General features: G+C 44.7%; 4 protein-coding genes and 1 pseudogene. 4 read left to right on the top strand and 1 reads right to left on the bottom strand.

Annotated features, from left to right (window positions below):
* Positions 1-7: 7 nt before the first annotated feature.
* Positions 8-2,362: pseudogene (gene clpB, locus B4033_RS00850) on the top strand (ATP-dependent chaperone ClpB); the annotation flags it as partial.
* 151 nt (positions 2,363-2,513) lie between these two features.
* Here clpB and rlmKL read toward each other — a convergent pair.
* A complete protein-coding gene (rlmKL, locus tag B4033_RS00845) occupies positions 2,514-4,718 on the bottom strand; it encodes a bifunctional 23S rRNA (guanine(2069)-N(7))-methyltransferase RlmK/23S rRNA (guanine(2445)-N(2))-methyltransferase RlmL (protein ID WP_286831179.1) in 2,205 nt (734 codons plus the stop codon).
* Between the two features lie 248 nt (positions 4,719-4,966).
* On the opposite strand from rlmKL, the gene B4033_RS00840 reads away from it, so the two are divergent.
* The 3 genes from B4033_RS00840 to B4033_RS00830 form a co-directional block, all read left to right on the top strand.
* Positions 4,967-5,293, top strand: a complete 327-nt coding sequence (locus B4033_RS00840; protein ID WP_286831177.1) for a hypothetical protein — start codon at positions 4,967-4,969, stop codon at positions 5,291-5,293.
* Positions 5,294-5,515: 222 nt separating this feature from the next.
* On the top strand, positions 5,516-6,532 hold the full coding sequence (locus B4033_RS00835) for an aspartate carbamoyltransferase catalytic subunit (protein WP_286831175.1): 1,017 nt from the start codon (positions 5,516-5,518) through the stop codon (positions 6,530-6,532).
* Between the two features lie 10 nt (positions 6,533-6,542).
* Positions 6,543-7,579 (top strand): dihydroorotase (locus B4033_RS00830; RefSeq protein WP_286831173.1); only part of this gene is annotated, 1,037 nt, incomplete at its 3' end.

Below are 7,579 nucleotides of genomic sequence, written 5' to 3'. Positions count from 1 at the left end.
CTAGTCCACCGGCGATATTAACCTTAGTCCTGAAGCAGCGAAAGTTCTGCATCTGGCAGACAGTTTTGCCCAAAAAGCAGGGGATGAATTCCTTTCTACTGACTGGGTATTGTTAGCATTAGCGGAAACAGGCAAAACCAAATCACTTTTAAGTGAAGTAGGTGTTAAAGCCGAGACCTTAAAACAAGTCATTCATCAAATTCGAGGCAATGAAAAAGTCATGAGCAATAATCATGAAGATCAACGGGACTCACTGAATAAATATACGATTGATTTAACTGAACGTGCCATGGCAGGCAAACTGGACCCGGTGATTGGTCGTGATGATGAAATTCGCCGTACCATTCAGGTCTTGTCACGCCGTACCAAAAACAACCCGGTACTGATCGGTGAACCGGGTGTCGGTAAAACTGCGATTGTAGAAGGTCTGGCACAGCGTATCGTGAATGGTGAAGTTCCAGAAGGTCTAAAAGGTAAACGCGTTCTGTCACTGGATTTAGGTTCATTGCTGGCTGGTGCCAAATACCGTGGCGAATTTGAAGAACGTCTAAAAGCTGTTCTGAAAGACCTGGCCAAACATGAAGGCGAAATTATTCTGTTCATCGACGAGCTGCATACCCTGGTGGGCGCAGGTAAGGGCGATGGTGCCATGGATGCCGGTAACATGCTGAAACCAGCATTGGCACGTGGTGAGCTGCGTTGTGTGGGTGCAACGACCCTGGACGAATACCGCCAGTACATCGAAAAAGATGCAGCTTTGGAACGTCGTTTCCAGAAAGTATTGGTGGATGAACCAAGTGTAGAAGATACCATTGCAATTTTGCGTGGTCTGAAAGATCGTTATGCGACTCACCATGGTGTACAGATTCTGGATTCTGCGATTATCGCTGCGGCGAAAATGTCACATCGCTACATCACTGACCGTCAGTTACCAGACAAAGCGATTGACCTGATTGATGAAGCAGCATCTCGTATCAAAATGGAGCTGGACTCTAAGCCAGAAGCTTTGGATAAACTTGAACGCCGTTTAATTCAGCTGAAAATGCAGCTGGAAGCGGTGAAAAAAGATGAAGATTCCGGTGCCAAGTCTGAAGTGAAATATCTGGAAGATCAGATTGCTACAGTTGAGAAAGAGTATAGCGAGCTAGAAGAAATCTGGCGTGCAGACAAAGCGCTGGTTGCGGGCAATAAAGACATTCAGGTCAAACTAGATCAAGCCCGTATTGCGCTAGAAAAAGCGCAGCGTGAGGGTGATCTGGCAGAAGCGGCACGTTATCAGTATGGCGTAATTCCTGAGTTACAGAAGCAACTGGAACGTATTGAAGCAGCTGAAGAAAGTGAAGCACCAAAACTATTGCGTGACAAAGTTACTGACAATGAGATTGCTGAAGTGGTCAGTGCTGCAACTGGTATTCCAGTGGCAAAAATGCTGCAAGGTGAGCGTGACAAATTGCTACATATGGAAGAATTCCTGCATAAACGTGTCGTTGGTCAGGAAGAAGCTGTCGTGGCAGTGTCGAATGCAGTCCGTCGTTCACGTGCCGGATTGTCTGATCCAAACCGTCCAAGTGGATCATTCTTGTTCTTAGGTCCAACCGGGGTGGGTAAGACTGAGTTGACCAAAGCTCTGGCGAATTTCCTGTTTGACAGTGATGATGCAATGATCCGTATCGACATGTCGGAATTTATGGAAAAACATTCTGTCAGCCGTCTGGTTGGTGCGCCTCCGGGCTATGTTGGCTATGAAGAAGGTGGTGTGCTGACTGAAGCGGTACGTCGTAAACCCTATAGCGTGGTGCTGTTTGATGAAGTTGAGAAAGCGCATCCGGATGTATTTAATATCTTATTACAGGTATTGGATGATGGCCGCTTAACGGATTCACAAGGCCGTGTGGTGGACTTTAAAAATACCGTGATCGTGATGACTTCTAACCTGGGTTCAAGTGATGTGCGTGAACTGGGTGGTGGTGCGACCCGAGATGAGGTGCGTAGTGTAGTGATGAATGCAGTGTCGGAACACTTCCGTCCTGAGTTCATTAATCGTATCGATGAGATTGTGGTGTTCCATTCACTGGAAAAAGCCCAGATTCGTGGTATTGCTGATATCCAGTTGAACCGTTTACGTCAACGTCTGGCAGAGCGCGACTTGCGCTTATCCGTGGAAGACAGTGCTTTTGACCAGTTGATCGATGTAGGCTTTGATCCTCTATATGGTGCGCGTCCATTGAAACGTGCGATTCAGCAACGTATAGAAAATGGCCTGGCGCAAAACATTCTTGAAGGAAAATTCAATCCGGGCGATACCATTGTGGTTAGCGCTGAAAATGGTGAACTGGTCTTTGATAAAATGAAGCTCAACTAATCTAAACTGATCGGAAAAGAAAAACCCAGCCTAGGCTGGGTTTTTTCTTTATGGCATATACTTCTTTCATCGCAGCACTTTTCATTTCTCCCTCTGCGAGAAAAAGAAAGAGGGTGTAAATCCTGATGAAAGAAATTAATTCACTATCAAATTACATTTTTGGATGGGTGATTTTCCATGCACGGTGAATCTTCTGATTACGCTTGAAATCAGGGCCGATGGTTTCATGGGTGATTTCTTCCACATCAAAGAATGCCAAGATTTCTGCATCCATTTCAAAGCCACGATAATTATTTGAGAAGTAGAGTGTACCTTCAGTGGTTAAACGGTTCATAGCACGTTTAATCAAAGACAAATGGTCACGTTGTACGTCAAAAGTACCGTAGAATTTCTTCGAGTTAGAGAATGTCGGTGGATCGATAAAGATCAGTTCATACTGCTCATGACCTTCTTTCAGCCATTCGAAACAGTCAGATGCAAAGAACTGATGTTGCTCATCAGCATGATCTACAGTCAGGCCGTTCAAGACGAAGTTTTCTTTTGACCAGTTCAAATAGGTATTGGACAAATCCACACTCGTCGTACTTGCTGCACCACCCAGTGCTGCATGTAAACTTGCCGTAGAGGTATAGCTATACAGATTCAGGAAATGCTTGCCTTTGGCTTCTTTAGCAATACGTAAACGCATTTGACGGTGATCCAGGAACAGACCGGTATCCAGATAATCGGTTAGGTTGACCAGAATCTTGGCCTGACCTTCCTGCACGATAAAACGTTTAGACGCCGTACTTTGTTTGGTGTACTGGTTTTTGCCTTCCTGACGGGCACGGGTTTTGATAAAGATCGCATCACGACCTAAACCCGTCACAGCACGAATCGCCTGCAAAGCCAGGTTAAAACGTTTTTTAGCTTTTTCAGGATCAATTTTTTTCGGTGGGGCATATTCCTGAACGTGCAGACGCTCACCATACAGGTCTACTGCGATATTAAAATCAGGTAAGTCTGCATCATACAAACGTAGACAGTGAATATTTTCTTTCACCGCCCATTTTTTCAGAGTTTGCATATTCTTGGTCAGACGGTTGGCAAATTCCATAGCACCTTCGATTGGCTCGAATTGCTGTGGCTGCCAGCTTTCCAGGAATGGACGTACCACTGCAGCCGGTTTAACTGTACCGAAACGAATATAGATCGGTAATTTACCGTTCATCAGGCGTAGAATTTGCGGATCATTGAACGCCAAGACATCTGCCTGTTCAACTTGGGATGCAATGACGGCTGCTTTCTGATTCGGGAAATTCTTTTGAAGCAAATTAGACAGACCGAGGTACAACGCACGGTTAGAAGCCTTGTCACCTAAACGCTCACCATAAGGCGGGTTGGTCACGAAGAATACTTTCTTGCCTTCAGCCTGGAAATCAGGCCAGTCATTTAAGGTACGTTCTTCGATCATAATCTGGTCAAGCGCTGATTCAAAACCTGCCGCAATGATATTTTGCTTGGTGGCTTTTACCGCTTCCCAGTCAGCATCGAAGGCATAAAATTTTGGTAATGGATTTTCCAGCGCAGCTTTATGACGTTCAGCAGCTTCGGCTTTAATACCCATCCACAATTCATGATCATGACCATTCCAGCCGTTAAAGCCGAAACGACGTACCAGGCCTGGTGCACGATCAGTCAGAATCATCAGTGATTCAATAATAAACGTCCCTGAACCACACATCGGATCAACCACAATATCCGGGTTGATGTCTTTCAGGCCGCCTTTTTGCAGGATCGCCGCTGCCAGGTTTTCCTTGATTGGTGCTTCAGTCATAAAGCGACGATAGCCACGTTTATGCAGCGAATCACCAGAAAGGTCCAGGCAGTAGGTATGAGCTTTTTTACCAGCCAGAATATACATAGTGATTTCTGGCTGTTTGGTGTCAATGCTTGGACGTTTACCCACGGCTTCCATAAAGGAATCCACGACACCATCTTTAGCACGCAAAGTCGCAAACTGGGTATTGACCTTGATATCACGTTCCACATGCAGACGAATTGCGAAGGTACTTTGTGGTGCAAAAATTAGTGACCAGTCAAAGCTTATTGCACCTTCATAAAGCTCTTCAGCCACATCACGCGCATCATGGGAGAATTCAATTTCATGTGTGTGGATTGGCATCAGGACACGTGAAGCCAGACGCGACCACATACAGATGCGGTACGCATTTTCCAATGTACCTTTAAAGGTCAGACGCCCCGGGAAACGTTCAATATCCTGAACACCTAAACCTTTGATTTCTTCTTCTAATAAGGTTTCCAGACCATCGGCACAGGTGACCCAATAATTGTTTAAACGTGAAGAGGTATTCATAAAATAGAGAGACCGGAAAAGAATAAATAAAAACTGCGCTCAGTTTACCGTATTTTGCCTTTTAAAGCTTTTGAAATTGTTTCGATTGGCTTTGAAATTTCACCTGAACAAGTGCGCTACAATGAAATAAATATTAAATACATGATAAGTGAATCAAATTGGTATGGAAATTGCTCCTTATACAAAATGAGACTGTAGCCACTGGGGAGGGGCTACAGTCTCATTTTTTAAATAATTGGGGGTTTAAAATGGTAAATGGGAATAGCTTTTCAATTGCAACTTTAATTTATGCGCGTTTAAGACGTGTTTCCGGTCGTGTGATTGATGCAATCTACCTGTCTGAAAATAAAGACTATGCAAAGCATGTGATTGAACTGGCTATAGCAACTCAAGATGAGGAGTTATCACGACTGGTAGAAAAATTAAGACAGGTTTTCGATCTGTCTATGGATCAGGATGAATCTCTAACAGATACAACTCAGCATGTTCAGGATGACTTGATTGTTGTGGAACCGACACAAGAAGATATTCATCGCGCTCAAGTTGCCCATCGTTATATTGGCGCATTGCGCTAAGCTGGTTATGAGTGCAGATGCTCCAGGCTGATGCACTCAGTTTTTGCATGCAAAAACAGCAATCTGAGAAAAAGGTTAAATTATCTTATTGAAAAAATACATAGGAATTTCAAAATCAATTTTTATTATCAAGTCGGTTTTTGTACAAGTAGCCGATTTCCCAAGTGCGAACAGAAGTGAATCTCTGTATAATACGTTGACTTAACGTATAAGGAATCTCTCATGCACTTGGCTGCATTGCATACACCGAGCCAGATTCAACTCAATAAAGAAGGCAATCTAAAACACTTCTTGACTATCGAAGGTCTTTCTAAAGAAACTCTTACAAAAATACTGGACACTGCGGCGTCCTTTTTTAATGACCAAAATCAGCTCATTACCAATAATTTGCTCGAAGGGCGAACGGTAATGAACCTCTTCTTCGAAAACTCTACCCGTACCCGTACCACTTTTGAAGCAGCTGCAAAGCGCCTTTCTGCTAACGTTCTTAATATCGATATCGCACGTTCAAGTACCTCTAAAGGTGAAACGCTGCGCGATACCTTGTGGAACCTTGAAGCAATGGCAGCGGACATTTTCGTGGTACGTCATTCATCTTCTGGTGCAGCGCATTTTATTGCCAAAGATGTCTGTCCGAATCTGGCCATCATTAATGCAGGGGATGGCCGTCATGCCCACCCAACCCAAGCCATGCTGGACATGCTCACGATTCGCCGTGAGACCAAAAAGAATTTTGAAGATATTTCAATTGCGATTATCGGTGACATCAAGCACTCACGTGTAGCGCGTTCGGATGTCGCAGCTTTGCAAACCTTGGGCTGTAAAGATATTCGTGTCATTGCACCCAATACTTTACTTCCTTATGGCTTCGATGATTACGGTCCAGAAGTTCGTTTGTTCAATAATATGGAAGACGGCATCAAAGACTGCGATGTGATCATTACCTTACGTATTCAGAACGAGCGGATTGATTCACCGGCGCTATCTTCACAGGCTGAATTCTATAAAATGTATGGCCTGAATAAAGAACGTCTCGCCCTGGCCAAGCCGGATTGTATCGTGATGCATCCAGGACCAATGAACCGCGGTGTGGAAATTGATTCCAGCATTGCAGACGGTCCACAATCCGTGATTCTGAAACAGGTCACTAACGGGATTGCTGTACGTATGGCGGTACTGGCACTGGCGATGCAGGGGCAGTTACAGGAACAGGGTTTGATTGAAGCGATTGCGGTATAAGGAATAAGTCATGTCTATTGTTAAAATTGAAAATGTTCGAGTTCTAGACCCAATTGCAAACACTGATTCAGTCGAAACTGTTTATCTGCAAAATGGCAAACGTGTCGCAGAAACTGCAAATGTTCCAGAAACTATTGATGGAAAAGGTAAATGGCTGATGCCTACCATGGTCGATCTGTGCGCGCGTTTGCGTGAGCCTGGTCAGCAACAGCATGGTACCTTGAAGTCTGAAGGCAAGGCAGCACGTGAAAATGGTATTCTGCATGTGTTTACGCCACCAGATTCAAAGCCAATCGTGCAGGACAATGGTGCCTTGATTCATGGTCTGGTTGAAAAAGCCATGCTGGATGGCGGCATCTATCTGGAAGTGATTGGTGCGCAGACACAAGGTTTAAATGGACAACAGCCCGCAAATATGGCGGGTCTGAAAAAAGGTGGTTGTAGTGCTGTATCCAATGCCAGCGCGCCGTTTGCCAATGATGATGTGGTGCTTCGTACCCTGGAATATGCAGCAGGTCTTAACCTGACTGTAGTGTTCTATGCAGAAGAACCGCAAATTGCCAAAGACGGCTGTGTGCATGAGGGTTTTATTGCATCACGTCAAGGTTTACCAATGATTCCGGCACTGGCAGAGACAGTCGCGATTGCTAAATATCTGCTGATGATTGAAGCAACTAAAGTGCATGCACACTTTGGTTTGTTGTCTTGTGGTGCCTCTGTTGAGCTGATCCGCATTGCCAAAGAAAAAGGTCTCCCAGTAACATGTGATGTGGCGATGCATCAGTTACATTTAACTGATGCACTGATTGACGGCTTCAACTCACTGGCTCATGTTCGTCCACCATTACGTTCTGAATCAGATAAAGAGTTACTGCGTCAAGGTGTGAAATCTGGAGTGATTGATGCGATCTGTACCCATCACGAACCACTCAGCAGCTCTGCAAAAATGGCGCCGTTTGCAGAAACTCAGCCTGGCTTTACTGCATTTGATACCTTCCTTCCATTTGGCTTGCAACTGATCAAAGAAGGTCTGTTTAGTCCATTGGA

Source organism: Acinetobacter sp. UBA3132, assembly GCF_002364825.1.
Classification (GTDB): domain Bacteria; phylum Pseudomonadota; class Gammaproteobacteria; order Pseudomonadales; family Moraxellaceae; genus Acinetobacter; species Acinetobacter schindleri.
This window is presented reverse-complemented; position numbering and strand designations above follow the sequence as displayed.